20 protein-coding genes are annotated in these 25,219 nt (G+C 69.7%); 18 read left to right on the top strand and 2 right to left on the bottom strand.

Annotation, left to right across the window (positions count from 1 at the left end; all coding sequences use genetic code 11):
• Positions 1-6 precede the first annotated feature (6 nt).
• The 14 genes from KIH07_RS00470 (at position 7) to KIH07_RS00405 (ending at position 11,260) form a co-directional block, all read left to right on the top strand.
• Positions 7-1,629 carry a carboxyl transferase domain-containing protein gene (locus KIH07_RS00470; RefSeq protein WP_226490099.1) on the top strand — a complete coding sequence of 541 codons (1,623 nt, stop codon included), beginning with the start codon at positions 7-9 and terminating at the stop codon, positions 1,627-1,629.
• A gap of 44 nt (positions 1,630-1,673) precedes the next feature.
• Positions 1,674-2,000 (top strand): type II toxin-antitoxin system VapB family antitoxin, encoded by a 327-nt coding sequence (locus KIH07_RS00465; protein ID WP_226490098.1) that lies wholly within the window; start codon positions 1,674-1,676, stop codon positions 1,998-2,000.
• Positions 1,997-2,404: a PIN domain-containing protein gene (locus tag KIH07_RS00460; protein ID WP_226490097.1), complete on the top strand. Its 408-nt coding sequence runs from the start codon at positions 1,997-1,999 to the stop codon at positions 2,402-2,404. Before KIH07_RS00465 ends, KIH07_RS00460 begins: the two co-directional genes overlap by 4 nt.
• On the top strand, positions 2,392-2,925 hold the full coding sequence (locus KIH07_RS00455) for a DinB family protein (RefSeq protein WP_226490096.1): 534 nt from the start codon (positions 2,392-2,394) through the stop codon (positions 2,923-2,925). The genes KIH07_RS00460 and KIH07_RS00455 overlap by 13 nt, the downstream gene beginning before the upstream one ends.
• A complete protein-coding gene (locus tag KIH07_RS00450; RefSeq protein ID WP_226490095.1) occupies positions 2,922-3,707 on the top strand; it encodes an enoyl-CoA hydratase/isomerase family protein in 786 nt (261 codons plus the stop codon). The genes KIH07_RS00455 and KIH07_RS00450 overlap by 4 nt, the downstream gene beginning before the upstream one ends.
• A 30-nt stretch (positions 3,708-3,737) precedes the next feature.
• On the top strand, positions 3,738-4,472 hold the full coding sequence (locus tag KIH07_RS00445; RefSeq protein WP_226490094.1) for a DUF4126 domain-containing protein: 735 nt from the start codon (positions 3,738-3,740) through the stop codon (positions 4,470-4,472).
• 8 nt (positions 4,473-4,480) lie between these two features.
• Entirely contained in the window at positions 4,481-6,487 is a 2,007-nt protein-coding gene (locus KIH07_RS00440; protein WP_226490093.1) for an acetyl/propionyl/methylcrotonyl-CoA carboxylase subunit alpha, read from the top strand.
• A gap of 129 nt (positions 6,488-6,616) precedes the next feature.
• A complete protein-coding gene (locus tag KIH07_RS00435) occupies positions 6,617-7,537 on the top strand; it encodes a 2-hydroxyacid dehydrogenase (protein WP_226490092.1) in 921 nt (306 codons plus the stop codon).
• 76 nt (positions 7,538-7,613) lie between these two features.
• Positions 7,614-8,027 (top strand): hypothetical protein, encoded by a 414-nt coding sequence (locus KIH07_RS00430; RefSeq protein ID WP_226490091.1) that lies wholly within the window; start codon positions 7,614-7,616, stop codon positions 8,025-8,027.
• Between the two features lie 45 nt (positions 8,028-8,072).
• Complete coding sequence (locus tag KIH07_RS00425) at positions 8,073-9,005, top strand: hydroxymethylglutaryl-CoA lyase (protein WP_226490090.1); 933 nt, start codon at positions 8,073-8,075, stop codon at positions 9,003-9,005.
• 5 nt (positions 9,006-9,010) lie between these two features.
• Positions 9,011-9,673: a LysE family transporter gene (locus KIH07_RS00420; RefSeq protein WP_226490089.1), complete on the top strand. Its 663-nt coding sequence runs from the start codon at positions 9,011-9,013 to the stop codon at positions 9,671-9,673.
• A 29-nt stretch (positions 9,674-9,702) separates the two neighbouring features.
• Positions 9,703-10,227, top strand: coding sequence for a YbaK/EbsC family protein (locus tag KIH07_RS00415; protein ID WP_226490088.1), 525 nt, complete (start codon positions 9,703-9,705; stop codon positions 10,225-10,227).
• A gap of 5 nt (positions 10,228-10,232) precedes the next feature.
• Positions 10,233-10,502, top strand: a complete 270-nt coding sequence (locus KIH07_RS00410; RefSeq protein WP_226490087.1) for a DUF1289 domain-containing protein — start codon at positions 10,233-10,235, stop codon at positions 10,500-10,502.
• Positions 10,503-10,567: 65 nt separating this feature from the next.
• Positions 10,568-11,260: a 2-hydroxychromene-2-carboxylate isomerase gene (locus KIH07_RS00405; protein WP_413465684.1), complete on the top strand. Its 693-nt coding sequence runs from the start codon at positions 10,568-10,570 to the stop codon at positions 11,258-11,260.
• A 21-nt stretch (positions 11,261-11,281) separates the two neighbouring features.
• Here the strand turns inward: KIH07_RS00405 and KIH07_RS00400 are convergent, their stop codons facing one another.
• Positions 11,282-12,352: a substrate-binding domain-containing protein gene (locus KIH07_RS00400; protein WP_226490086.1), complete on the bottom strand. Its 1,071-nt coding sequence runs from the start codon at positions 12,350-12,352 to the stop codon at positions 11,282-11,284.
• 88 nt (positions 12,353-12,440) lie between these two features.
• On the opposite strand from KIH07_RS00400, the gene KIH07_RS00395 reads away from it, so the two are divergent.
• From KIH07_RS00395 to KIH07_RS00385, 3 genes are all read left to right on the top strand, one after another.
• Positions 12,441-14,216: an NAD(P)H-dependent oxidoreductase subunit E gene (locus tag KIH07_RS00395; protein ID WP_226490085.1), complete on the top strand. Its 1,776-nt coding sequence runs from the start codon at positions 12,441-12,443 to the stop codon at positions 14,214-14,216.
• On the top strand, positions 14,213-17,122 hold the full coding sequence (gene fdhF / locus KIH07_RS00390) for a formate dehydrogenase subunit alpha (RefSeq protein ID WP_226490084.1): 2,910 nt from the start codon (positions 14,213-14,215) through the stop codon (positions 17,120-17,122). Before KIH07_RS00395 ends, fdhF begins: the two co-directional genes overlap by 4 nt.
• A gap of 137 nt (positions 17,123-17,259) precedes the next feature.
• The gene (locus KIH07_RS00385) at positions 17,260-17,697 is read left to right on the top strand and encodes a universal stress protein (RefSeq protein WP_226490083.1); all 438 of its coding nucleotides are present in this window, start codon (positions 17,260-17,262) and stop codon (positions 17,695-17,697) included.
• 24 nt (positions 17,698-17,721) lie between these two features.
• Here the strand turns inward: KIH07_RS00385 and KIH07_RS00380 are convergent, their stop codons facing one another.
• Positions 17,722-18,855, bottom strand: a complete 1,134-nt coding sequence (locus KIH07_RS00380; RefSeq protein WP_226490082.1) for an ABC transporter substrate-binding protein — start codon at positions 18,853-18,855, stop codon at positions 17,722-17,724.
• A gap of 536 nt (positions 18,856-19,391) precedes the next feature.
• Here KIH07_RS00380 and KIH07_RS00375 point away from each other — a divergent pair.
• Complete coding sequence (locus KIH07_RS00375) at positions 19,392-25,184, top strand: excinuclease ABC subunit UvrA (RefSeq protein ID WP_413465795.1); 5,793 nt, start codon at positions 19,392-19,394, stop codon at positions 25,182-25,184.
• Positions 25,185-25,219 lie beyond the last annotated feature (35 nt).

The following is a 25,219-nucleotide window of genomic DNA, read 5'->3' as shown; positions in this document are numbered from 1 at the left end:
AACCCCATGCCCGCACTCGACACGAAACTCAACGCCCGTTCCGCCGACTTCCAGGCCAACGCCGCCGCCATGCGCGCGGTGGTGGACGACCTCAAGGCGCAGGTGGAAAAAGCCACGCTCGGCGGCGGCGACGCGGCCCGCGCCAAACACACCGCACGCGGCAAGCTGCTGCCGCGCGACCGGGTGCAGATGCTGCTGGACCCGGGCACACCCTTCCTGGAGCTGAGCCCGCTGGCCGCGATGGGCATGTACCCGGACCGCGACGGCAGCGACAGCGCGCCCTGTGCCGGCGTGATCGCGGGCATCGGCCGTGTGAGCGGCGTGGACTGCATGATCGTCTGCAACGACGCCACCGTGAAGGGCGGCACCTACTACCCGCTCACGGTGAAGAAGCACCTGCGCGCGCAGGAAGTGGCGCAGCAGAACCAGCTGCCCTGCATCTACCTGGTGGATTCGGGCGGCGCCAACCTGCCGAACCAGGACGAGGTGTTCCCCGACCGCGACCATTTCGGCCGCATCTTCTTCAACCAGGCCAACATGAGCGCGCAGGGCATCGCGCAGATCGCGGTGGTCATGGGCTCGTGCACGGCGGGCGGCGCCTACGTGCCGGCCATGAGCGACGAAACCATCATCGTCAAGAACCAGGGCACGATTTTTCTGGGTGGCCCGCCGCTGGTGAAGGCCGCCACGGGCGAGGTGGTGAGCGCCGAGGACCTGGGCGGTGGCGACGTGCACACGCGCCTCTCGGGCGTGGCCGACCACCTGGCGCAGAACGACCTGCACGCGCTCGCGCTGGCGCGCCAGGCGGTGAAGAACCTCAACGCCCGCAAGGTGCCGCCTATCACCACCATCGACCCGGTGGCGCCGCTGTACCCGGCCGAAGAGCTGTACGGCGTGATCCCCACCGACACGCGCAAGCCGTTCGACGTGCGCGAGATCATCGCCCGCATCGTGGACGGCTCGGACTTCGACGAATTCAAGTCGCGCTTCGGCACGACGCTGGTCTGCGGCTTCGCGCGCATCGAAGGCATGCCGGTCGGCATCATCGCCAACAACGGCATCCTGTTCAGCGAGTCGGCGCTCAAGGGTGCGCACTTCATCGAACTCTGCTGCCAGCGCAAGACGCCGCTGGTCTTCCTGCAGAACATCACCGGCTTCATGGTCGGCCGCAAGTACGAGAACGAAGGCATCGCGCGCAACGGCGCCAAGATGGTGACCGCCGTGGCCACGGCTGCGGTGCCCAAGTTCACCGTCATCATCGGCGGCAGCTTTGGCGCCGGCAACTACGGCATGTGCGGCCGCGCCTACAGCCCGCGCTTCCTCTGGATGTGGCCGAACGCGCGCATCAGCGTGATGGGCGGCGAGCAGGCCGCGAGCGTGCTGGCCACCGTCAAGCGCGACGGCATCGAGGCGAAGGGCGGCAGCTGGAGCGCGGAAGAAGAAGCCGCGTTCAAGGCGCCGATCAAGGAGCAGTACGAGGTGCAGGGCCACCCCTACTACGCCACCGCGCGCCTGTGGGACGACGGTGTGATCGACCCGGCCGACACGCGCCGCGTGCTGGCCCTGGGCCTGAGCGCTTCGCTGAACGCGCCGATCCCCGAGACGAAGTTTGGACTTTTCCGCATGTGATGTGTATGATTTTTGTATTTCATACACATTGAAGGAGGTTTCCCGTGCGGACCAACATCGTGATTGACGACAAACTCATGGCGGATGTCATGGCCAGCGGTGATTTCAAGACCAAGAAAGAAGCGGTCGAAGAGGGCTTGCGTCTGCTCAAACGGAAAAAGGCTTACGCGGCTTTGCTGGCAGCACGCGGCACCCTGTTCTGGGACGATTCCGACGAAGCCTGGGCGAAAGCGCGTGAAGAAGAGGAACTGCTTGAGGCCACCGTGCAGGAGCCTGCTGCGAGCTACGTGGTCAAGCCCGCAGCCAAGGCCAGACAAGCCCGAGCCACCGAGACGCGCGCCAAGCCCGGCAAACGGAGCAAGGCAGCATGATCCTGGTGGACTCCAGCGTGCTCATCGATCACTTTCGAGGCACCAACAACCCACAGACCGAACAGCTCAGGCGATGGCTGTCGGGCAAGGACGGCCCGCCAGACATTGGCGTGGCCGATCTGGTGGTGTTTGAGGTGGTGCGCGGTTTCTCCACCGCCGCCGCGCAGGCCCGGGCGCGCGATCTGTTGCTGGCGCTGGAGGTGGTGGAGATCGGCGGATTGGACAACGCCCTGCAGGCCGCCACGCTGTACCAGCGACTGCGCAAATCAGGCCGCACCGTGCGCAGCCCCATCGACGTGCTGCTCGCCAGCTACTGCATCACCCACGGTCACATGCTGCTGCACCGCGACGCCGATTTTGAATCGCTCAAAACGCTGGGAGGACTTGAGACATGGCCGAACTGAATCCGTGGCACACCCACTTTGCCCGACTGGCCCGTTACAACGTCTGGGCCACCGCGCGCCTGCTCGACGCGGTGGCGCCGCTGTCCGACGCCGACTACCGCAAGGACGTGGGCCTGTTCTTCAAAAGCATCCACGGCACGCTCAACCACCTGCTGGTGGGTGAACACGCGCTGTGGTTCCAGCGTTTTGCCCACGGCGCCTCCCCCGTGGTCCAACTGGACGCCGAGGTGGAGCCCGACCGCGCACGCCTGACCCAGGCCCTGCGCGACGGCGCGGCTCGCTGGGCGCCGCTGATCGCCAGTTGGCCAGCGGAGCGCTTCGACGCCACCCTGGACTACACCACCACCAAGGGCGTGCCCGTCTCGCTACCGTTCGCCGCCACGCTGGCGCACGTGTTCAACCACGGCACGCACCACCGCGGCCAGATCACGGCCGCGCTTACCGCGCTCGGCCAGCCCTGCCCGGAGCTGGATTTCGCTTACTGCCTGCACGAAGAAGCCGCTCGGGAGAAAGCCGCATGAGCCCAGCTCTGACCCTGGCGGTCCAGGACCGCATTGCCCGCATCACGCTGACCCGCCCCGATGTGCGCAACGCCTTCAACGACGCCGTGATCCAGGAACTCAAGGCCGCGTTTGAAGACGTGGGCACGCGCGACGACGTGCGCGCCGTGGTGCTGGCGGCCGTGGGCCCGGCCTTCTGCGCCGGGGCCGATCTGAACTGGATGCGCCGCATGGCCGACTACACGCGCGAAGAGAACGTGGCCGATGCGGGCCAGCTCGCCGCGATGCTGCAGGCCATCTATGCATGCCCCAAGCCCACCATCGCGGCCGTGCAGGGCGACGTGTTCGCCGGTGGCATGGGCCTGGTGGCGGCGTGTGACATGGCGGTGAGCGTGGACAGCGCCACCTACTGCCTGAGCGAAGTGAAGCTGGGCCTGATCCCGGCCACCATCAGCCCCTACGTGATCCGCGCCATGGGCGCGCGCGCGTCGCACCGCTACTTCCTCACGGCCGAGCGCTTCAGCGCGCAGGAGGCACACCGCATCGGCTTCGTGCACGAGCTGGTGGGCGCGGACGCGCTGGACGCCAAGGTCAACGAACTGGCCCAGGCCCTGGTGAGCGCCAGCCCGGCCGCCGTGCGCGCCTGCAAGAAGCTGGTGCAGGACGTGGCCGAACGCGCCATCGACGCCGGCTTGATCGCCGCCACGGTGCAGGGCATTGCCGACATCCGCGCGAGCGAACAAGGTCGCGAAGGCGTGCAGTCCTTTCTGCAGAAACGCAAGCCGGCCTGGCTGGCGGGCTGAGCGGCCCCTTCCACACCCACAGCACCCGGCATGGCATCGATCTGGACTTCGTTCGTGGCGTGGCTCCGGTCCTGGGGCGCCCAGGTGGGCGACGGCGCGGCCGACGTGGGCGTGCAGATGGGGGGCCAGGTGATCGACGGCGTGAGCGCCGCCGCCAGCCAGCTCGACATGCCCGGCCTGCTGGCGCTGGCCGCTGCGCTCGGCTGGGTCAGTGGCTTCCGGCTCTACGCGGTGGTGTTTGTGGTCGGCGCGTCCGGGGCACTGGGCTGGATTCCGCTGCCTGAGGGCCTTCAGGTGCTGCAGCACCCGGCGCTGCTGGTCACCAGCGGTGCGCTGCTGTTCGTGGAGTTTTTCGCCGACAAGATCCCCGGCCTCGACTCGCTGTGGGACATGGTCAACAGCGTGATCCGCATCCCCGCCGGTGCTGCGCTGGCGGCGGGCGCGCTGGGCGCCGACGGCAGCACCATGGCCCTGGTGGGCGCGCTGCTCGGCGGCACGCTCGCGGCCAGCAGCCAGGCCGCCAAGACCACCACGCGCGCGGCCATCAACAGCTCGCCCGAGCCGTTCTCCAACATCGCCATGAGCCTGGTCGAAGACGGCCTGGTGGTCGGCGCGGTCTGGCTGGCCACCAACCACCCGCTGGTGTTTGGCGTGCTGCTCGTCATCACCGTGGTGCTGATGTGGATCGTCACCTGGATGCTGTTCAAGTTCCTGCGCGCGGTGTTCCGCCGGGCGCAATCCCTGTTTTCTTCTGCCAACGCCTGAGGCCCCGAATGTTCACCAAAATCCTGATTGCGAATAGAGGCGAGATCGCCTGCCGCGTCGCCGCCACCGCCCGCCGCATGGGCGTGCGCACCGTGGCCGTGTATTCCGACGCCGACGCCAGCGCCAAACACGTGGCCGCCTGCGACGAGGCGGTGCACATCGGCGGCAGCGCACCGAAAGACAGCTACCTGCAGTGGCAGCGCATCCTGGACGCGGCCAAGGCCACCGGCGCACAGGCCATCCACCCCGGCTATGGCTTCCTGAGCGAGAACGAAGCTTTCGCCAACGCCTGCGCCGAAGCCGGCCTGGTGTTCATCGGCCCGCCCGCGAGCGCGATCCAGGCCATGGGGCTGAAGGCCGAGTCCAAGCGCCTGATGGAGAGCGCCGGCGTGCCGCTGGTGCCGGGTTACCACGGCGCCGACCAGGACCCGCACATGCTGCAGCACGAGGCCGACCGGATCGGTTACCCGGTGCTGATCAAGGCCAGCGCGGGCGGCGGCGGCAAGGGCATGCGTGCGGTGGAGAAATCTGAAGACTTCGCCGCTGCGCTCGCTTCGTGCAAGCGTGAGGCCATCAACAGCTTCGGCAGCGACGCCGTGCTGGTGGAGAAATACGCCCAGCGCCCGCGCCACATCGAGATCCAGGTGTTCGGCGACACGCACGGCAACTGCGTCTACCTGTTCGAGCGCGACTGCTCGGTGCAGCGCCGCCACCAGAAGGTGCTGGAAGAAGCGCCCGCGCCGGGCATGACGCCCGAGCTGCGCCAGCAGATGGGTCTGGCCGCCGTGGCTGCGGCGCGCGCCGTGAACTACGTGGGCGCCGGCACGGTGGAGTTCATCGTGGAGCAGCCGCCCGAAGGCGGCATGCGCTTCTATTTCATGGAGATGAACACGCGCCTGCAGGTCGAGCACCCGGTGACCGAAGCGATCACGGGGCTTGATCTGGTCGAATGGCAATTGCGCGTGGCCAGCGGCGAGCCCTTGCCGCTGAAGCAGGAAGACCTGCACATCCAGGGCCACGCCATCGAAGCCCGCATCTGCGCCGAAACGCCGGACAACCAGTTCCTGCCCGCCACTGGCCGGCTCGACGTCTACCGCAAACCCGCCTGCACCAGCTTCACCCGGGGCTCGGTGCGCATCGACGACGGCGTGCGCGAGGGTGACGCCATCAGCCCCTTCTACGACTCCATGGTCGCCAAGCTGATCGTGCACGGCCGCACCCGCGCCGAAGCACTGGCCCGGCTCGACGCCGCGCTGGCCGAGACGCGCATCGTCGGCCTGTCCACCAACGTGCAGTTCCTGCGCCACGTGGTCGCCAGCCCCTCGTTCGCGCAGGCGAATCTGGACACGGCGCTGATCCCGCGCGAAGCGGGTGTGCTGTTCAACCAGGACAAGGTGGGTCTGAATCTGGCCGTGGCCGCCGCCGTGGCGCAGACCCTGCTGGCCGAGCGCGCGAGCGAAGGCAAAGACCCGTTCTCGCGCCGCGACGGCTGGCGCCCGCACGGCCTGACCGTTCGCCGCTTCGACTTTGAATACCAGGGCGAGGCGATGCAGGCCAACCTGACCTACCTGCACGATGGCGCGCTTCAGTTGGCTTTTGCTGAGGTCAGCGGCTTGCTGACGTTCGACGCCTTGCCAGCGCCCAACGGCACGCTGATGGACCTGCGCTTCCTGGGCCAGCGCCAGACGGTGCAGACCTGGCAGCGCGAAGAGGTCGTGCACGTCTTCTGCGCCCTGGGCGCCACGCAGATCATCGAACTCGATGCACTGGCCCACGCCGGCGAAGCCGCGCACGACGGCGGACGCCTGACCGCGCCCATGCCGGGCAAGGTGGTGTCGTTCGCCGTGAAGGCCGGCGACGTGGTCAAGAAGGGCCAGCCGCTGGCGGTGATGGAGGCCATGAAGATGGAGCACACCATCGCCGCGCCGGCCGACGGCACCGTGGCCGAGCTGCTGTACGCGCCGGGCGACCAGGTGGCCGAAGGCGCGGAGCTGCTGAAGATCGCCACGGCCTGACGGCTCCTCTGGCCGGGATGTCCCGTCCGCGGGGATCTCCAACCTCCGTTGGGGCTGAGCCTGTCGAAGCCCTCGGCGCCAACGGGCCTCTCCGTCCACGGGCTATTCGTCTTGCCATAAGCTCGCCGCATGAACATCACTTTCTGCTGCACCGACACCAAGGCCGAACCCTGGCTCGACGGCCTGCGCGCGGCGCTGCCGGGCGCCACCGTCGAGGTCTGGCAACCCGGCGCACCGCAGGCCGACCACGCCGTGGTCTGGGCGCCGCCGCAGCAATTCCTGGACGAACAGCAGGCGCTCAAGGGCCTGTTCAACATCGGCGCCGGCGTGGACGCGCTGCTCAAGCTGCGGTTGCCACCGGGCGTGAAGGTGGTTCGGCTGGACGACGCCGGCATGTCGGTGCAGATGGCCGAATACGTGTGCCACGCGGTGATCCGCCACTTCCGCGAGTTCGACGCCTACGAGGCCGACGTGAAAGCGGGCCAGTGGTCGTACCGCAAGCCGCGCCATCGCCAGGACTTCCCGGTCGGCGTGATGGGCCTGGGTGTGCTCGGTGAGCGCGTGGCCAAGGCGCTGCGGGTGTTCGAGTTCCCGGTGCACGGCTGGAGCCGCACGCCCAAGGCCGTCGAGGGTGTGCTCACGCACAGCGGCGAGGTTGGGTTCCAGACCTTCCTGTCGTCCTGCCGCGTGCTGGTGAACCTGCTGCCGCTCACGCACGAGACGCAGGACATCCTGAACCGCGACACGCTCGGACGCCTTCAACCCGATGCCTACCTGATCAACGTGGCGCGCGGCGCGCACCTGGTCGAGGCCGACCTGCTCGCCCTGCTGGAGAGCGGCCACATGGCCGGCGCCACGCTCGACGTGTTCCGCACCGAGCCCCTGCCGGCGGCGCATCCGTTCTGGACCCACCCGAAGATCACCGTCACGCCACACACCTCGGCGCGCACCCTGCGCGACGAGAGCATCGCGCAGATCGCCCGCAAGATCGCGGCGCTGGAGCGCGGTGAGCCGGTGGCCGGGGTGGTGGACACGGCGCGGGGATATTGAGTCCGCCCTGAGACCGAGACTGCACAATAGCAAGGCTTTGCATTCGTGTTCGTACAAGAAGTCTCAGGAGGACAACATGTTCAAAGAACCCTTGGGCGGGGTGTGCCCGCCCGCCGTGCGCCGCCCGCCCGTGCCCCAGGTGCTGCGGGACGCACTGAAGGACCATCCTTCGCTCATCGCGGAGTTGCAGCAGGCCCTGAACGCGATCGAACTCGCGCCGACCATGAACAAGCGACAGCGCTTTGATCTGTTCGAGCGGGCCACCCTGTCTCTGGAGGGCCGGCTGGAAACCTTCGTGGCCCGCGCCCAGACCGAGCTGCTGGCGGCCAACGCCGCCGGCGATGGCGTCGCTGCCGCCAGGGCGAGGGACAGAAAAGCCCTGCTGCTCCGGTGCCGGGGCGAGGGGCATCCGGAACTGATCGGATTTTTTGACCTCAGAACACTCCCACCCGACACGGCCGACCTGCGCGCCAGTGTGGCGCCGGGCTGACCGGCGCCGGCCACCCACCAACACACCACCCGGATTCAGACCACCATGCAGACCCCGATCCACTCCCCTTCCATCATGCCCTCGCGGGTCAAGCTCGTGGACGTGGGGCCGCGCGACGGTCTGCAGAACGAAAAGCAGCCGGTGCCGGCGGCGGTCAAGATCGAGCTGGTGCACCGCCTGCAGGCTGCGGGCCTCAAAGAGATCGAGGTTACCAGCTACGTGAGCCCGAAGTGGGTGCCGCAGATGGCCGACAACCACGAGGTCATGTCCGGCATCCAGCGCCTGCCCGGGGTGCGCTACTCGGTGCTCACGCCCAACCTCAAGGGCTTCGAGGCGGCGCTGCGCGACCAGCCCGACGAGATCGTGGTGTTCGGCGCGGCCAGTGAAGCCTTCAGCCAGAAGAACATCAACTGCTCCATCGCCGAGAGCATCGAACGCTTCGCCCCGGTGGTGGACGCGGCCCGCGCCGCCGGCATCTTCGTGCGCGGCGCCATCTCCTGTTCGGTGGGCTGCCCCTACCAGGGCTTCGTGCCGCCGGAGAGCGTGAAATACGTGGCCACGCTGATGAGCGGCATCGGCGTGCAGCACATCGGGGTGGCCGACACCATCGGCGTGGGCACGCCGCTGAAGGTGCAGCGCGCGCTGGACGCGGCCCTGTCGGTGTATTCGGTGGACGAGATCTCCGGCCATTTCCACGACACCTACGGCCAGGCGCTGGCCAACACCCTGGCGGCGCTGGAAATGGGGATCTGGCAGTTCGATGCCTCGGTGGCCGGCCTGGGCGGCTGCCCCTACGCCAAAGGCGCTACCGGCAACGTGGCCACGGAAGACGTGGTCTACCTGCTGCACGGCATGGGCATCGAAACCGGCATCGACCTCGACGCCCTGGTGGACGCCGGCCAGTACATCAGCGAACAGCTGGGCCGGCCGAGCGGCTCGCGCGTGGCGCGCGCCTTGCTGGCGAAGCGGGCGGGGTGAGCACCATGGATTTGAATGTCTGGCTGGCTTTTTTTGCCGCGTCCTGGGTGATCGCGGTGTCGCCCGGTTCGGGCGCGGTGCTGTCCATGAGCCACGGCCTGGCCTACGGCGTGCGCCGCGCGGGCGCGACCATCGTGGGGCTGGAGTTGGGCCTGGCGGTGATCCTGCTGATCGCGGGCGTCGGTGTGGGCGCGCTGCTGCTGGCCTCCAGCACCGCGTTCCTGGTCGTCAAGGTGTTGGGCGCGGCCTACCTGATCTGGCTGGGCTGGAAGCAGTGGCGCGCGCCCAGCGGTGCCGCGAAGCTGCCCGGCCCCGATGCGGCCGACGGCGCACCGGCGGGTGATGCGAACGGCCTGCCCTCGGTCCGCGAGCGGCTGCTGATCGGCTTCATGACCAACGTCACCAACCCCAAGGGCATCGTCTTCATGGTGGCCGTGCTGCCGCAGTTCATCGACCCGACCCGCGCCCTGTGGCTGCAATTGCTGATCCTGCTGCTGACCTCGGTGGGGGTGGACGTGCTGGTGATGCACGGCTACGCCTTCCTGGCCTCGCGCGCCAAGGCCTGGCTGGCCACGGCCCGGGCCCGCCGCGCGCAGAACCGGGTGTTTGGCGGCGTGCTCATGGCCATGGGGGCGAGCCTGCTGGTGGTCAAGCGCGCGGCCAACTGAGCCCGCCCGGGCCGCTACCATTGCCGACCATGAGTGAAGAATCCCCGAACACCCTCGATCTGCCCGCCGGCGTGCTGCGCGTCACCGAAGCGCTGGCCGCGCTGGGCCATGCCCATGCCCCGGTGATGCTCAACGACGCCGCGCGCACCGCCCAACAGGCCGCCGACGCGCTGGGCGTGGCGCTGGGCCAGATCGCCAAGAGCATCATCTTCCGCCGCAAGAGCGATGACGCCGCCGTGCTGGTCATCACCTCGGGCGACCTGCGCGTGGACGAAAAGAAGGTGCAGGCCATCGTCTGCGCCGAAGGCGGCAAGCTCGGCCGCGCCGACGCCGATTTCGTCAAGGCCCGCACCGGGTTTTCCATCGGTGGCGTGTCCCCGCTGGCACACGCCACCACGCCCGTCACCCTGATCGACGACCAGCTGTTCCGCTTCGACGTGATCTGGGCCGCGGCGGGCCATCCGCATGGCGTGTTCCGCCTCACGCCGGACGATCTCCAACGGCTCACCGGCGCGCCGGTGCACGACGTGACCGCGCCGCCGCCCACGCCCTGACCGCCATGCTGCTCAAGAAACTGTTTTCGCGCCGCGCGGCGCCCGCGCCCGCGCCCAAGCCGAGGCCGCTGATCAACCTCGACGACGCGCGCGCCCGCCACGTGGACCCCGAGGTGCCCTCGCCGTGCATCTCGGTCTGCCAGATGGACCCGGCCACCCAGCTGTGCAGCGGCTGCTACCGCACGCTGGAAGAAATCGCGGACTGGAGCACACTGGACGACCCGCAGCGCCTGGTGGTCTGGGAGCGCATCGAGGCGCGCCAGACCCCACGATGAAGCACCCCCGCCGCGCGGCGGGTGGCGCTCCGCCACCGTGACACACTGATCGTGGAGACCAAACCATGAGCACCGACACCCTGCACGACATCGGCTTCTGGTACGACCCGATCTCGCCCTATGCTTACCTCGCTTTCGAGCGCCTGCCCGAAGCGCTCATGGGCCTGAGCGTGCGGGTGCGCTACAGGCCGGTGCTGTTTGCCGCGCTGCTGCAGGCCCACGGCCAGCTCGGGCCGGCCGAAATTCCGGCCAAGCGCGACTGGACCTACCGCCAGGTGGGCTGGCTCGCGCAGCAGCACGGCGTGCCGCTGGACCTGCCGGCCGCGCACCCGTTCAACCCGCTGGCGCTGCTGCGCCTGGGCCTGTGCACCGCCACCGACGACGCCCCGGGCGAGACCAACCGCTACGTGACCGGTTTGCTGTTCCACCACGTCTGGCGCGGCGGGCAGAACGCCACCGACCCGGTGCGTCTGGCCGCGCTGCAGACCCTGCTGCAGGACCACATGGCCCAGCGCCAGAAGCCCTGGGCCGCGCCGGACAGCGTGCCCATGAAGCAGCGCCTGCGCGACAACACCGACGCAGCGCTCGCGCTCGGCCTGTTCGGCGTGCCCGCGCTGGTGGTGGACGGCCGCGTGTTCTGGGGCCACGACGCCCTGCCCATGCTGCGGGCCTACCTCGACGGCGACGCCTGGTTCCGCTCCGGCGCCTGGGAGGCGGCGGCCCGCCTGCCGGCGGGTGTGCAGCGAAACCCCACCTGAGCGGGTTGTCGGTTCGGTCTCTCAGGCAGGGAAGGCGTCTTCCAGCGTCAGCACCCGGCCGGTGTCGGCGGCTTCGTAGCCCTTGAGTGCCGCGACCCGCGCGCGGAACGCGGGCGACTGCAACACCGCCAGCACCGGTCGGAGTTCGTCGCGCTCCAGCGCGCCGGCCGTGAGCGCGAAAAAGTAGCGTTCCTTGAGCAAAGGGATGAAATGCAGGCCGAAGCGGTGCGCGGCGGTCTGCACGCCGATGCCCACGTCGGCCATGCCGCTGGCCACGAAGGCGGCGACGGCGGCGTGCGTGAGTTCGGTGTTGTCGTAGCCGGCGATCTGTCGCGGCGCGATGCCCTGGCGCTGCAGCAGCAGCTCGGTCAGCACCCGCGTGCCCGAGCCTTCGGGCCGGTTCACGAAACGCAGGCCCGGGCGGGTGAGGTCGTCCAGACCGCGCAGGCCCAGCGGGTTGCCGGGCGCCACGAACAGGCCCTGGGTGCGCACGGCCAGTTGCACCAGCCGGTGGGTCTCGGGCCGGAGCCAGTGCAGGTAGCGCTGCGCCGCCGCGGCCTGGAATGTGCCCAGTGGCACGTGGAAACCGGCCAGATCGCAGTCGCCCTGGGCCAGCGCCGCCACGGCTTCCAGGCTGTTGCGGTAGCGCAGCTCCACCGCCACCTGGCGCGCCGCCAGTTGCTCGCGCAGCGCCGCCACCGCAAAACCGTGGCTCGCGTGCAAGCGCGGGACCGCGCGCTCGCGGCGCTGCACGCGCCCGAGCTCGCCCTCCAGCTCCGAGGCCAGCGATTCCAGCAGCGGTTGCAGCCGCGCGCCGATGCGGGCGTCGGCCCAGATGAGCTGCTGGCCCAGCGCGGTGAGCAGCGAGCCGCGGCCCCGCCCGCGGGTGAGCAGCGCCTGGCCGAACAGCTGCTCGGCCTGCCGCACCAGGCCCCAGGCGTGCCGGTACGACAGCCCCAGGTCGCGCCCGGCCTGCGAGATGCTGCCCGAGTCCTGCACGGCGGCGAGCAGGCGCAGCAGGGTGTTGGCGTCGAGCGCCGCGGCGTCTTCGTGGCCGATGCGCCACTGGGGCTGGAGGGTGATGCGCAGCATGCGGGCAGGGGTTTCGTGGGGCGGGGAATGACCGACTTTATGAAATTTCAAACATATTAAATCCCACCTCCGGTGCTACGCTGAATCCATGACGAACAGCCCCCACGAATCGCGCGCCACGCTGGCCACGCCGGTGATCCCCATCCGCCCCGTCGGGGCGCCCGGCCGTGCCCGGCCGCGCTTCACGCCGAAGGGCCGGCAGGTCCAATCAGCGGCCAGCGCGCGCGTGGCCGCGCTGTGCGAGGGGCTGGCGCCGCGCGCCGATCTGCTGATCGAGCACCTGCACCGCCTGCAGGACGCCGAGGGCGCGCTGCGCCACGGCCACCTGGCGGCGCTGGCCGAGCGGCTGCGCCTGAGCCAGGTGGAGGTGTTCGAGGTCGCGAGCTTCTACCACCACTTCGAGATCGTGGCCGACGACGCGCCCGTGCCGGCCACCGTGGTGCGGGTCTGCACCAGCCTGTCGTGCTCGCTGGCGGGCAGTGCCTCGCTGCTGAGCGATCTGCAGACGCGGCTGGCCGGTGACGCCTCAGTGCGGGTGCAGGCGGCGCCGTGCATCGGCCAGTGCCACCAGGCGCCCGCCGCCTGCGTGGGCCAGCGCCAGTTGCCGCGCGCCAGCGTGGACGCGGTGCAGACCCTGCTGGCGCGGGGCGAGACCGGGCCGCGCGAGCTGCCGGCGCCCACCGCGTCGGCCCTGCCGCAGCTGCAGCGCCTGTTGTCGGGCGCGCTCACGCCCGAGCAGGTGCTGGCCGAGCTCAAGACCTCGAACCTGCGCGGTCTGGGCGGCGCGGGTTTCCCGGCCTGGCGCAAATGGGAAACCGTGCGCGCGCAGCCCGGGCCGCGCCACATGGTGGTGAACATCGACGAGGGCGAGGTCGGCACCTTCAAGGACGGCCACCTGCTCACCAGCCTGCACGGCGGCGCGCCCCAGGTGCTCGAAGGCATGCTGATCGCTGCGCAGGTGGTGGGCGCCGAGCGCATCTGGCTCTACCTGCGCGACGAATACCACGACGCGCGCGGCTTGCTGGCGCGCGAGCTCGACGCCCTGCGCACCCGGCTGCAGGGCCTGGCCGCGCAATACCCCGGCTACACGCCGCCGCAGATCGAGCTGCGGCGCGGCGCGGGGGCCTACATCTGCGGCGAAGAGTCGGCGCTGATCGAATCGCTGGAAGGCAAACGCGGCATGCCGCGCCTGCGCCCGCCCATCGTGGCCACGCACGGCGTGTTCGGCCGGCCCACGCTCGCGCACAACCTGGAGACGCTCTGGTGGCTGCCCGAGATCCTGGCCCGGGGCGGGGCCTGGCTGGCCGCGCAGGGCCGGCGCGGGCGCAGCGGGCTGCGCCGCTTCTCGGTGTCGGGCCGCGTGCGCCGGCCCGGCGTCTACCTCGCGCCCGCCGGCATCACGCTGCGCGAACTGATCGACGAACACGCCGGCGGCATGGCCGAGGGCCACACGCTCTACGCCTACCTGCCCGGCGGCGCGTCGGGCGGCATCCTGCCCGCGGCGCTGGCCGACGTCCCGCTGGACTTCGACACCCTGGCCGACCACGGCGCCTTCATCGGCTCCATGGCGGTGGTGGTGCTGAGCCAGTACGACAGCGCGCGCGACGCCGCGCTCAACCTCATGCAATTCTTCGAACACGAGTCCTGCGGCCAGTGCACGCCCTGCCGCGCCGGCACCACCCAGGCGGTGGCGCTGATGCGGGCGCCGGTGTGGGACGCGCCGCTGCTCGGCGAGCTGTCGCAGGTGATGCGCGACGCGTCCATCTGCGGCCTCGGGCAGGCGGCGCCCAACCCGATGGACTCGGTGCTGCGGTTTTTCGCGCACGAGGTGAATGGCGCCCAGCGCGACGGGGTGAACGCATGAACGCCCGCGATCTGCCACAGGGCATGGCGCCCGTCGCCTTCACGCTCAACGGCCGGCCGGTGGAGGCCGCGCCGGGCGAGAGCATTCTGAAAGTGGCGCAGCGCGTGGGCATCGCGATCCCGCACCTGTGCCACAAGGACGGCCTGCGCAGCCCCGGCAACTGCCGCGCCTGCGTGGTCGAGGTGGCGGGCGAACGCGTGCTCGCGCCCTCGTGCTGCCGCGCGCCGCAGCCCGGCATGGCGGTCAACACCGACAGCCCGCGCGCCGCCGCGGCGCAGAAAACGGTGCTGGAACTGCTGCTGGCCGACGCGCCCGACACCACGGCGCTCAAGCACGACAGCGAGCTGGCGCACTGGGCCGGCGTGGCCAGCGCGCGGCCGGAGCGCTTCCCGGCCCGGTCCCAGCCCTTTGTCGGGTACAACGGCCCCGCCGCCGGGCCGCCCCAAGGCGGGGCAGCCCCCTCGGGGGGCAGCGACCCGCTTCCAGCGGTGGAGCGTGGGGGCAGGGACACTTCTCACCCGGCCATGACGGTGAACCTCGACGCCTGCATCCAGTGCACGCGCTGCATCCGCGCCTGCCGCGAGACACAGGGCAATGACGTGCTGGGGTTGGCTTTCCGGGGCGGCCACGCGCAGATCGTGTTCGACCAGAACGACCCCATGGGTGCGAGCACCTGCGTGGCCTGCGGTGAATGTGTGCAGGCCTGCCCCACGGGCGCCATCGCCCCCGCCAACGGCGCCTACGCCAAAGCCTCGCAACAGCGGGTGGATTCGGTCTGCCCGTTCTGCGGCGTCGGCTGCCAGATGACCTACCACGTGAGCAACGGCAAGATCGAACACGTGGAGGGCAAGGCGGGTCCGGCCAACGAAGGGCGGCTCTGCGTGAAAGGGCGCTTCGGCTTTGACTACGCGCACAGCCCCGAGCGCCTCACGCGCCCGCTGATCCGCCGCGCCGACGTGCCCAAGGACCCGGCCAGCGTGATGCAGCGCGACTGGCGCGAACTGTTCCGCGAAGCCACCTGGGACGAGGCGCTGGACGCCGCCGCCACCGGCCTGCGCCGGGCCATGGCCAGCACTCCCGCGCGTGGCCGTCTGGGGCCGGTAGCGGGTTTCGGTTCGGCCAAGGGCACGAACGAAGAGGCCTACCTGTTCCAGAAGCTGATCCGCAGCGCGTTTGGCACGCACAACGTGGACCACTGCACCCGCCTGTGCCACGCCTCCAGCGTGGCCGCGCTGATGGAAGGCCTGGGCTCGGCGGTGGTCACCAACCCGCTGCGCGACGTGGTGCACGCCGACCTGGTGCTCATCATCGGCGCCAACCCGGCGCAGAACCACCCGGTGGGCGCGACCTGGATCAAGAACGCGATCAGGCAACGCGGCATGAAGCTGGTGCTGATCGACCCGCGCCGCACCGAGCTGGCGCGCCAGGCCTGGAAACACCTGGGCTTCAAGGCGGGCACCGACGTGGCCCTGCTCAACGCGCTGCTGCACACCATCATCTTCGAGGGTCTGGCCAACACCGCCTATGTTGAGCAGCACACGCTGGACTTCGCGCTGCTCAAGGCCCATGTGGCCGACTTCAGCCCCGAAGCCATGGCCCCGGTGTGCGGCATCGATGCGGCCACGCTGCGCGAGGTGGCGCGCGCCTACGCCACGGCCCAGAGCGCCATGATCCTCTGGGGCATGGGCATCAGCCAGCACACCCACGGCACCGACAACGCGCGCTGCCTGATCGCGCTCTCGCTCATCACCGGCCAGATCGGCCGCCCCGGCACCGGCCTGCACCCCCTGCGCGGGCAGAACAACGTGCAGGGCGCGAGCGACGCCGGCCTGATCCCCATGGTGCTGCCCGACTACCACCGCGTCTCCGAACCCGCCGCGCGCGAGAAAGCCGAGCGGCTCTGGGGCGTGCCCGCCGGCACGCTGGGCAGCGAGCCCGGCCTGACCGTGGTGGAGATCGTCAACGCGGCTTATGACGGCCAGATCCGCGCCATGCTGATCCAGGGCGAAAACCCCGCCATGAGCGACCCCGACGCCCACCACGCCCGCGAGGCCCTGGCGCGGCTGGACCACCTGGTGGTGCAGGACATCTTCCTGACCGAGACCGCCAGCCTGGCCGACGTGGTGCTGCCCGCCACCGCCTGGCCTGAGAAGACCGGCAGCGTGACCAACACCGACCGCTGCGTGCAGCTCGGCCGCAAGGCGGTGCCGGCCCCGGGCGAGGCGCGGGCCGACGCCTGGATCACCGAGCAGCTCGCGCGCCGCCTCGGCCTGGGCTGGGCCTACGACGTGGCGCCCGATGGCACGGCCGGCGCGGATGCGGGCCACGGCATCGGCGCCGTGTTCGAGGAAATGCGCGCGCTCATGCCCAGCATCGCCGGCCTGTCGTGGGCGCGGCTGCAGCGCGAAGGCGCCGTCACCTACCCGGTGGACAACGAGAGCGACCCCGGCCGCCCGGTGGTGTTCACCGACCGCTTTCCCACGCCCACCGGCCGCGCCACCCTGGTGCCCGCCGCGCTCACGCCACCGGCCGAGACGCCCGACGCCGACTACCCGCTGGTGCTCATCACCGGGCGCCAGCTCGAACACTGGCACACCGGCAGCATGACGCGGCGCAGCCAGGTGCTGGACGCGGTGGAGCCCGGCCCGGTGGTCAGCCTGCACCCCGAGACCGCGGCGCGGCTCGGCCTGGTGGCGGGCGAGGCGGCGCAGGTGCGTTCGCGGCGCGGCGGCGTGGCGCTGGCGGTGCGGTTCGACGCCGGCATGCCGCGCGACACCGCTTTCATCCCGTTCGCCTACGCCGAAGCCGCGGCCAACCTGCTGACCAACCCCGCGCTCGATCCGGTGGGCAAGATCGCCGAACTCAAGTACTGCGCGGTGGACGTACGGCCGATGAAGACAAACTGATACGGCATGAACGCGGCGTTCAGCTTGACGCGTCTCAAGCGCAGCACCGTGCCAGACCGCTAAGATGGGTTTCGCGGACGTTGCGGCAAACCCGTGGCGTTCTTTCTGCAACAACTTCCCCCATCAGGAGGCATGCCATGTTCAAGAAAATCCTCGTTCCCACCGACGGTTCCCAGCAGGCGGCCCACGCCTCGACCATCGCCGCGCGGCTCGCCAAGAGCCAGGGCGCCCAGGTGGTCGGTGTGTATGTGCTCGACCCGTTTCCCTACATTGGCATTGGCGACGCGTCCGCGGTCGGCCTGCAGGCCTACCTGACCGAGGCCAAGTCGGCCGCCGGCCAGGCGCTGGACGCGCTGGGCAAGGTCTGCGCCGACGAAGGCGTGCCTTTCGTGGGCGACACCATCGAGCGCAATGTGGTGTACGAGGGCATCCTGGAAACCGCTGAGGCGGAAGGCTGCGACCTCGTGGTGATGGGCTCGCACGGCCGCCAGGGCATCAAGGCGCTGATCCTGGGCAGCGTGGCGCAGAAGGTGCTCACGCACGCCAAGGTGCCGGTGCTGATCGCCAAGTCCTGAGAACGTCCTGGCGACCTGAGGGCGTCACCGTCTGAACTTGCCGGTGGCGTCCACGATGGACAGATCGGCGAAGTCCAGCCCAGTGTGGTTGGTGGGGCTGTAGCTGACCGACAGACCTCCCAGGTTGAAGTTGCGGATGCCTTCGAGCGCGTCGCGCAGCGACGCCGGCGTCGGGTTGGGGCCCGCGCGCCGCAGGCCTTCCACCAGCACCTTGGCCGCGGCAAAGCCTTCCATCATGGCGGGCGACACCCCGTCCAGCCCCTTGGCCTTGGCCAGATCCAGGGCTTCCTTGATCAGCGGAAACGCCACCGAGCGCTCGTTGGGAAACACCTGGGTCACGATCACGCCGCGCGCGTGTTCGCCCAGCAGCTTGATGAAACCTTCCGAGGCGTTGTTGGAGAGCGTGACGATCTGCGCGCGCGAACCCGCGGCGCGGATCGCTTTCACCGCGTTCGCCGTGTTGCCGGCCGAGCCGATGATCATGACCGCCTGGGCGTTGCTCTGGTGCACCTTGGGGGCCAGTTCGGCGAAGTCGGGTTTGTCGCGCGGAAACTTGTCCTGCAGCACCGGCTTGATGCCCGCTTTGGCGAAACCGGCGAGTGCGCCCTTGGCCGAATCGGCGCCGAAGGAGTCGTCGGTTTCCAGCACGGCGATGCGTGCGATGCCGATGCTGGCCAGGTGCTCGATGGCCTTGGCCGCCTCGCGCTGGTAGGTGGCGCGCACGTTGAACAACCAGGGGTGGACCGGATCGTGCAGCGCCATGGCGCCGGTGCTCGGGCCTACCAGCGGCACCTTGAGCTCGCTCAGCAGCGGCAGCAGGGCCTGCGCGTGTGGTGTGCCGCGGTTCAGGAACAGGGCCAGCACGTTTTGCCGGGTGACCAGCTCGCGCGCGGCCTCCACCGTGACTTTCGGGTCGAACTTGTCGTCCACCGAAATCAGCTCGATCTTCTGTCCGTTGACACCACCGCGCGCGTTCACCGCGTCCAGGTACAGCTTGGCGCCCTCGGTGTTCTCTTTCACGCCAGCGGCCACCGAGCCGGTGAAGCCCGAAGGCTGGCCGATGCGCAACTGGGCCCAGGCGGGTGCGCTCAGGGCGAGCAGGGCGGCGAGGCCCCAGAGGGTCAGCGCGCGGCGCGTGCCCGAGGTGGTCGTTTGCATGGGTTTGTCTCCGGTTGTATCTGTCGCATGGGGGAGTCTGGTGAGTTCGCCCGGGTGCCGCATTGTGGATATTACCTACGCGACCGTGACCCCCGTCACCCCTCCGTAGAATGTTTGCCTCCCCCACTGGAGCCCCCCGCATGTCCGACGCCTTCCTGCCCGCCGAACTCTTGTCGGCCGATACGCCCGTTTCTCCAGCCGTCGCCGGGGAGGCGGGTCGCACGGCCGAGGGCGGCACCGGGCTGATCCGCATCCGCGGCGCGCGCCAGCACAACCTGAAGAACATCGACCTCGACATCCGCACCGGCGAACTCACGGTGGTCACCGGGCCCAGCGGCTCGGGCAAGTCCAGCCTGGTGTTCGACACCCTGTTCGCCGAGGGCCAGCGCCGCTACGTCGAAACCTTCAGCGCCTACGCGCGCCAGTTCCTCGACCGCATGGACAAGCCGGCGGTGGACCGGGTGGAAGGTGTGCCACCCGCGATCGCGATCGACCAGACCAACCCGGTGCGGTCCTCGCGTTCGACCGTGGGCACGATGACCGAGCTGAACGACCACCTGAAGCTCCTGTTCGCACGCGGCGCCGAGCTGTTCGACCGCGAGACCGCGCTGCCGGTGCGGCACGACTCGCCGGAGTCGATCTACGCCGAGCTGCAGAAGCGCGCGGCGGGATTCACCGCCGGGCCGCCCCAAGGTGAATCAGCCCCCTTGGGGAGCGTGGGGGCACACGGTTTTGATCCCCGTCTGGTGGTGACCTTTCCCGTGGAGCTGCCCGCCAGCACCACGCCCGAAGAAATCGAACAATGGCTCTCGGCCAGCGGCTACACGCGCGTGCAGGCCGAGCGCGTGGTGCAGCGCGCCACGCCCGTGCCCGATGCCAAGGCCGCCAAGACCACGAAGGCCAAAGTGTCCAGGACCGCCCCGGCCAGCGCGTCGGTGAAGGTGCTCGACGTGGTGGCCGACCGCTTCCGCATCGGCACGGCCGAGCAGGCGCGCGTGATGGAGGCCATCGAAGCCGGTCTCAAGCGTGGCAGTGGCAAGCTGATGGTTTATGTGTTGCCCGAAGACGGTGCTGAACAGATCTGGCGGTTCTCGACGGGCCTGCACTGCCCCGAGAGCGACATCCGCTACACCGACCCCACGCCGTCCATGTTCTCGTTCAACTCGGCCGTGGGCGCCTGCGAGGCCTGCCGGGGCTTTGGCCGGGTGATCGGGGTGGACTACGGCCTGGTCATTCCCAACGAGAAGCTCACGCTGCGCAACGGCGCGATCAAGGTGTTCCAGACGCCGGCCTGGAAGGAGTGCCAGGACGACCTGATGCGCCACGCCGAGACCGCCGGCATCCCGCGCGACACGCCCTGGAGCAAGCTCACGCCCGAGCAGCGGCAGTGGGTGATCGGCGGCACGCCCACCTACAAGGAGGGCCAGTGGAGCAAGCAGTGGTACGGCGTGGCGCGCTTCTTCGAGTACCTGGAGAGCAAGGCCTACAAGATGCACATCCGGGTGCTGCTGTCCAAGTACCGCAGCTACACCGAATGCCCGAGCTGTGGCGGCGCCCGCCTGAAGACCGACAGCCTGCTCTGGCGCATCGGCACGAAACAGCAGGCCGACGCGGTGCTGCCGCCCGAGAAGCGCTATTTGCTGCAGGGCGTGAAGTGGTCGCGCGCGCAGCTCGAAGCCTTGCCCGGCCTGTGCCTGCACGATTTGATGCTGCTGCCGCTGGACAAGTTGAGGGTGTTCTTTGCATCGCTTTCTCCCTCCCCCGCTGGGGGAGGGCAGGGGTGGGGGCCTGTTGGCCTGCAGGCCCCCATCCCCGCCTTCCCCCAGGGGGGGAAGGAGTCGCACACCGGCCAGGCGCAGGCCCTCAAGCTCCTGCTCGACGAAATCAACACCCGCCTGCGCTACCTTTGCGAGGTCGGCATCGGCTACCTCACGCTGGACCGCCAGAGCCGCACCCTCAGCGGTGGCGAGGTGCAGCGCATCAACCTCACCACGGCGCTCGGTACCTCGCTGGTGAACACGCTGTTCGTGCTCGACGAGCCCAGCATCGGCCTGCACCCGCGCGACATGGCGCGCATCAACAAGGCCATGCTGCGCCTGCGCGACGCGGGCAACACCCTGGTGGTGGTGGAGCACGACCCGGCGGTGATGCTCGCGGCCGACCGGCTGATCGACATGGGCCCGGGCCCGGGCGAGCGCGGCGGGCAGATCGTGTTCGACGGCACGCCCGAAGCCATCCGCGATGCCGACACGCTCACCGGCGCCTACCTGGGCGCGCGCAAGCAGGTCGGCATGGGCTTCAAGCGCATGGTGACCGACAACACGCCGCGCCTCATCCTGGAAGGCGCGCGCGAACACAATCTGAAAAACGTCACCGTGGACTTCCCGCTGCAGCGCCTGGTGGTGGTCACCGGCGTCTCGGGTTCGGGCAAGTCCAGCCTGATCCAGGACGTGCTCGCGCCCGCGCTGCTGCGCCATTTCGGCAAGACCACCGACACCCCCGGCGCGCACGACCGCCTGCTCGGCGCGGACTTCCTGTCCGAGGTGGTGTTCGTCGACCAGTCGCCCATCGGCAAGACCGCGCGCTCCAACCCGGTGAGCTACGTCGGGGCCTGGGACGCCATCCGCGCCCTGTTCGCCGACGCGCCGCTGTCGCGCCAGCGCAGCTACACCGCGAGCAAGTTCAGTTTCAACGGCGGCGACGGCCGCTGCCCCACCTGCGGCGGCTCGGGTTTCGAGCACGTCGAAATGCAGTTCCTGAGCGACGTGTACCTGCGCTGCCCGGACTGCGACGGCAAGCGCTACCGGCCCGAGATTCTGGAGGTGCGCATCGAACGGGGCGGCCGCACGTTCAACGTGGCCGACGTGCTCGACCTCACCGTGAGCGAGGCCGCGGCGCTGTTCGCGGGCGACCGCGAAGTCATCCGCGCCCTGCAACCCATCGTGGACGTGGGCCTCGAATACGTGAAGCTCGGCCAGCCGGTGCCCACGCTCTCGGGTGGCGAGGCGCAGCGCCTGAAGCTCGCGGGCTTCCTGGCCGAAGCCGCCAAGACGGCGAGCGCCAGCCGCCAGCCGATTTCGCGCAAGGGCACGCTGTTCCTGTTCGACGAACCCACCACCGGCCTGCATTTCGACGACATCGCCAAGCTCATGCGCTCCCTGCGCAAGCTGCTGGAGGCCGGGCACTCGCTGGTGATCATCGAGCACAACCTGGACGTGATCCGCGCCGCCGACTGGCTGATCGACCTCGGCCCCGAAGGCGGGGAGGGCGGTGGCCTGGTGGTGGCCGAAGGCACGCCCGAGGATGTGCGCAAGCACCCCACGAGCCACACCGCGCTGTCGCTGCGCGAGTACGCGTTGTCCATGGGCGAGGTGCACGAAGCGCACGAGGGCCGGGTGGCGGATTACCTGGCGCCCGCCCGCGGACCGGGTGCGGCGAAGACCGCGCACGTGGCCGCGCCGCAGCCCAACACCATCCGCATCGTCAACGCCAAGGAGCACAACCTCAAGAACCTCAGCGTGGACATTCCGCGCGGGCGGTTCAACGTGATCTCGGGCGTGAGCGGCTCGGGCAAGTCCACGCTGGCCTTCGACATCCTGTTCAACGAGGGCCAGCGGCGCTACCTCGAATCGCTCAACGCCTACGCGCGCAGCATCGTGCAGCCCGCGGGCCGGCCCGAGGTGGACGCGGTCTACGGCATCCCGCCCACGGTGGCCATCGAGCAGCGGCTCTCGCGTGGTGGACGCAAATCGACGGTGGGCACGACCACCGAGGTCTGGCACTTCCTGCGCCTGCTCTACGTGAAGCTGGGCACGCAGCACTGCGTGCACGACGGCGCGGCCGTGATGCCGCAAAGCCCCGAGAGCATCGCCGCCGCCATCCTCACGCGCTACGCGGGCCGGCACATCGGCCTGCTCGCGCCGCTGGTGGTCAACCGCAAGGGCGTCTACACCGAGCTGGCCGACTGGGCGCGCCCGCGCGGCCACACGCACCTGCGGGTGGACGGCGAGTTTCTGCCCACCACCGGCTTCCCGCGCATTGACCGCTTCAAGGAACACACCATCGAACTGCCGGTGGCCGATGGCGTGGTCAGCCCCGACGAAGAGACATGGTGGCGCCGCCAGCTCGCGAAGGCGCTGGAGATCGGCAAAGGCCAGGTGCATGTGCTGCACCCGCTCGACGGCTTGAGCCAGGCGCTGGCCGAGGGCACGTCCACCGTGGGCCTGGGCCGGCTGGAGGTGTTTTCCACCACCCGCGCCTGCCCGGTCTGCGCCACCAGCTACCCCGAACTGGACCCGCGCCTGTTTTCGTACAACAGCAAACACGGCTGGTGCCCGGACTGCGTGGGCACGGGTCTGGCGCTGTCGCGCGAACAGCGCAAGGCGCTCGACGACTCGGTGCGCGACGACGGGGAGCGCGGACGCGAGCAGAGCTTTGCCGAACCCGACGTGGAAGACCTGGCGGACCGGCCTTGCCCGAGCTGCGAAGGCACCCGCCTGAACGCCCAGGCCCGCGCGGTGAAGTTTGGCGGCGTGGGCATCACCGACGTGGCGCGGTTGTCGGTGAACGAGGTCCGGAAATGGGTCCGGACCCTGATGGGGATGACACCCAACACCTCCGTTCGGGCTGAGCCCTTCGACAAGCTCAGGACAGGCTCGGTCGACGCCCTTCGACAGACTCAGGGCGAACGGATTTTCACGCTCTCGGCACGCGAAGCCGACATCGCACGCGACCTGCTGCCCGAAATCGAAAGCCGCCTGGCCTTCCTGGAAGAAGTGGGCCTGAACTACCTCACGCTCGACCGCGGCGCGCCCACGCTGTCCGGCGGCGAAGCGCAGCGCATCCGGCTGGCCGCACAGCTCGGCAGCAACCTGCAGGGCGTGTGCTACGTGCTGGACGAGCCCACCATCGGCCTGCACGCGCGCGACAACGCCGTCCTGCTCAACGCCCTGCACAAGCTCGGCGACCAGGGCAACACCCTGGTGGTGGTGGAGCACGACGAAGACACCATCCGCCGCGCCGACCACATCATCGACATCGGCCCCAGCGCCGGCAAACGCGGTGGCCGCGTGGTGGCGCAGGGCACGGTGGCCGACCTCTCGGCGAACGAAGAATCCGTCACCGGGCGCTACCTGCTGCACGCGATGAAACACCCGCTGCAGCCGCGGCGCGGCGTGTTGCCCCTCACCCCAGCCCTCTCCCCAGAGGGGCGAGGGAGCAGCAAACCCCCTCTCCCGCTGGCGGGAGAGGGTGGGGGTGAGGGTCTCCCCTGGCTCGAAGTCCGTGGCGCCCGCCTGCACAACCTGCAGAACCTCAACGTCGCCGTCCCCCTGCAGCGCCTGGTCGTCGTCACCGGCGTCAGCGGTTCGGGCAAGTCCACCTTCGCGCGCGACGTGCTGCTCACCAACGCGGCGGCGGCCGTGTCCCAGCGCAGCACCTTCGCCGGCCGCACGGCCTGGGACGCGGGCGAGCGCCCCACTTGGACCGGTTGCGACAAGCTGCTGGGTTCCGAGGTGGTGGACCGTGTGCTCGAAGTGGACCAGACCCCCATCGGCAAAACGCCGCGCAGCTGCCCGGCCACCTACATCGGCTTCTGGGACACGGTGCGCAAACTCTTCGCCGACACGCTCGAAGCCAAGGCGCGTGGCTACGGGCCGGGCCGCTTCAGCTTCAACACCGGTGAAGGCCGCTGCCCGGGCTGCGAGGGCCAGGGCATGCGCACCATCGAGATGAGCTTCCTGCCCGACGTGAAAGTGCCCTGCGAGGTCTGCCACGGCGCGCGCTTCAACCCCGAAACCCTGGCCGTCAGCTGGAAGGGCAAGAGCATCGGCGACGTGCTGCAGATGGAGGTGGACGAGGCGGTCGAATTCTTCGCCAGCATGCCCAACATCGCCCACCCGCTGCAACTGCTGAAAGACGTGGGCCTGGGCTACCTCACGCTGGGCCAGCCCAGTCCGACGTTGAGTGGCGGCGAGGCGCAGCGCATCAAGCTCGTGACCGAACTCAGCAAGGTGCGCGACGACGTCACACGCCGCGGCCAGAAGGCACCGCATACGCTCTATGTGCTCGACGAACCGACGGTGGGCCTGCACATGGCCGACGTGGAAAAGCTCATCCGCGTGCTGCACCGCCTGGTGGACGGCGGCCACAGCGTGATCGTGATCGAGCACGACCTGGACGTGATGGCCGAGGCCGACTGGATCATCGACCTGGGGCCCGAAGGTGGCGGTGGTGGTGGCCGCGTGGTGGCCGAGGCCCCCCCCGACGAGGTGGTGCGGCTGGACACGCACACCGGGCGTGTGCTCGGGCCGGTGCTGGCGCGGGTGTAGTCCCCTCGCGCCGCTGAGCGCCTTTCTCCAGGAGC

Origin of the sequence: Hydrogenophaga taeniospiralis, from assembly GCF_020510445.1 — a bacterium.
GTDB lineage: Bacteria > Pseudomonadota > Gammaproteobacteria > Burkholderiales > Burkholderiaceae_C > Hydrogenophaga.
This window is presented reverse-complemented; position numbering and strand designations above follow the sequence as displayed.

What these genes read in the sequence shown, in the direction of transcription:
- KIH07_RS00470 (WP_226490099.1), top strand. Translation starts at nt 7, where the DNA reads ATGCCCGCACTCGACACGAAACTCAACGCCCGTTCCGCCGACTTCCAG.
- KIH07_RS00460 (WP_226490097.1), top strand. Translation starts at nt 1,997, where the DNA reads ATGATCCTGGTGGACTCCAGCGTGCTCATCGATCACTTTCGAGGCACC.
- KIH07_RS00455 (WP_226490096.1), top strand. Translation starts at nt 2,392, where the DNA reads ATGGCCGAACTGAATCCGTGGCACACCCACTTTGCCCGACTGGCCCGT.
- KIH07_RS00450 (WP_226490095.1), top strand. Translation starts at nt 2,922, where the DNA reads ATGAGCCCAGCTCTGACCCTGGCGGTCCAGGACCGCATTGCCCGCATC.
- KIH07_RS00445 (WP_226490094.1), top strand. Translation starts at nt 3,738, where the DNA reads ATGGCATCGATCTGGACTTCGTTCGTGGCGTGGCTCCGGTCCTGGGGC.
- KIH07_RS00440 (WP_226490093.1), top strand. Translation starts at nt 4,481, where the DNA reads ATGTTCACCAAAATCCTGATTGCGAATAGAGGCGAGATCGCCTGCCGC.
- KIH07_RS00435 (WP_226490092.1), top strand. Translation starts at nt 6,617, where the DNA reads ATGAACATCACTTTCTGCTGCACCGACACCAAGGCCGAACCCTGGCTC.
- KIH07_RS00430 (WP_226490091.1), top strand. Translation starts at nt 7,614, where the DNA reads ATGTTCAAAGAACCCTTGGGCGGGGTGTGCCCGCCCGCCGTGCGCCGC.
- KIH07_RS00425 (WP_226490090.1), top strand. Translation starts at nt 8,073, where the DNA reads ATGCAGACCCCGATCCACTCCCCTTCCATCATGCCCTCGCGGGTCAAG.
- KIH07_RS00420 (WP_226490089.1), top strand. Translation starts at nt 9,011, where the DNA reads ATGGATTTGAATGTCTGGCTGGCTTTTTTTGCCGCGTCCTGGGTGATC.
- KIH07_RS00415 (WP_226490088.1), top strand. Translation starts at nt 9,703, where the DNA reads ATGAGTGAAGAATCCCCGAACACCCTCGATCTGCCCGCCGGCGTGCTG.
- KIH07_RS00410 (WP_226490087.1), top strand. Translation starts at nt 10,233, where the DNA reads ATGCTGCTCAAGAAACTGTTTTCGCGCCGCGCGGCGCCCGCGCCCGCG.
- KIH07_RS00405 (WP_413465684.1), top strand. Translation starts at nt 10,568, where the DNA reads ATGAGCACCGACACCCTGCACGACATCGGCTTCTGGTACGACCCGATC.
- KIH07_RS00400 (WP_226490086.1), bottom strand. Translation starts at nt 12,352, where the DNA reads ATGCTGCGCATCACCCTCCAGCCCCAGTGGCGCATCGGCCACGAAGAC.
- KIH07_RS00395 (WP_226490085.1), top strand. Translation starts at nt 12,441, where the DNA reads ATGACGAACAGCCCCCACGAATCGCGCGCCACGCTGGCCACGCCGGTG.
- fdhF (WP_226490084.1), top strand. Translation starts at nt 14,213, where the DNA reads ATGAACGCCCGCGATCTGCCACAGGGCATGGCGCCCGTCGCCTTCACG.
- KIH07_RS00385 (WP_226490083.1), top strand. Translation starts at nt 17,260, where the DNA reads ATGTTCAAGAAAATCCTCGTTCCCACCGACGGTTCCCAGCAGGCGGCC.
- KIH07_RS00380 (WP_226490082.1), bottom strand. Translation starts at nt 18,855, where the DNA reads ATGCAAACGACCACCTCGGGCACGCGCCGCGCGCTGACCCTCTGGGGC.
- KIH07_RS00375 (WP_413465795.1), top strand. Translation starts at nt 19,392, where the DNA reads ATGACCGAGCTGAACGACCACCTGAAGCTCCTGTTCGCACGCGGCGCC.